The 828-nt window shown below is 42.0% G+C and carries 2 protein-coding genes; both read right to left on the bottom strand.

Features of this window, described 5'->3' with window-relative positions; translation table 11 throughout:
• A partial coding sequence (locus KIV40_RS31675) for a trypsin-like serine protease (protein WP_285353280.1) occupies nt 1-469 on the bottom strand: 469 nt, incomplete at its 3' end.
• A gap of 213 nt (nt 470-682) precedes the next feature.
• The coding region (locus KIV40_RS31670) for a glycine cleavage T C-terminal barrel domain-containing protein (RefSeq protein ID WP_285353282.1) at nt 683-828 on the bottom strand (146 nt) is incomplete at its 5' end.

Here is an 828-nt window from a genome sequence, read left to right as displayed (position 1 = left end):
ACTTTAAGATAGCGACATCATTCGCCAATAACTGACTCAGTCGATTGTCGTAATCGTTTCGATAGTATATCTCAGTGACGCGGTAACGTTGTATATTACCAAAGGGATAGTCATTTACATTTTCGAGTTGAGGTACAACGGTCGTAAACAACTGCGCCGTTTCATTACCGTAGATACAGTGAGCAGCGGTGAGTACATGATACTGGTCAAGAATGGTCGCACCACAATTCGGGTTGGTCGTATAGAAATTGTCATACTCTAGACTATCGATAAACAAACTCGCTATCGAAGGAAAGTCAGACACCGACGCATTGCTGCCGTTGACAATATAATGGGTTATCTCTGCGCTAGATTCTAAATTCGCGTCAGACTCAGTAGTTGGGGTTGTGGTATCAGCACACACTGCAAAACTTCCAATCAAGGGAAGTGCGCCTGCCCATATCCACTTCTTCGATAGTGCACTTTTCATCGCCACTCTCCTACACGTCTGCGATTTCCTTGTTGAGTAATCTTCAGTATAGCGGCATAAATTATAAAATATTAAGCGATCTGTGACTCAAATGTGATACATCCCTAAGATGATCAATAAGTTATATAAAAAACAAAACCCCTCATTATCAACCATATGAATGGTGGAGAATAAGGGGTTAGGGAAAAACAATCGTTAATAAAGTATTATCGATTAGCCACGGTAGTAACGCTGAGGTACGAATGGCATTTTTTCTACTGTCATTGGCAGTTTCTTACCGCGGACTTCAGCAAATACTTCTGTGCCGATAGCAGCAAGATCAGTACGAACGTACGCCATACAAACAGGCTTACCTGCGT

This window comes from Vibrio sp. D173a, from assembly GCF_030248475.1.
Note: the sequence above shows the minus strand (reverse complement) of the source record. Positions and strands in the feature narration are given on the sequence as shown.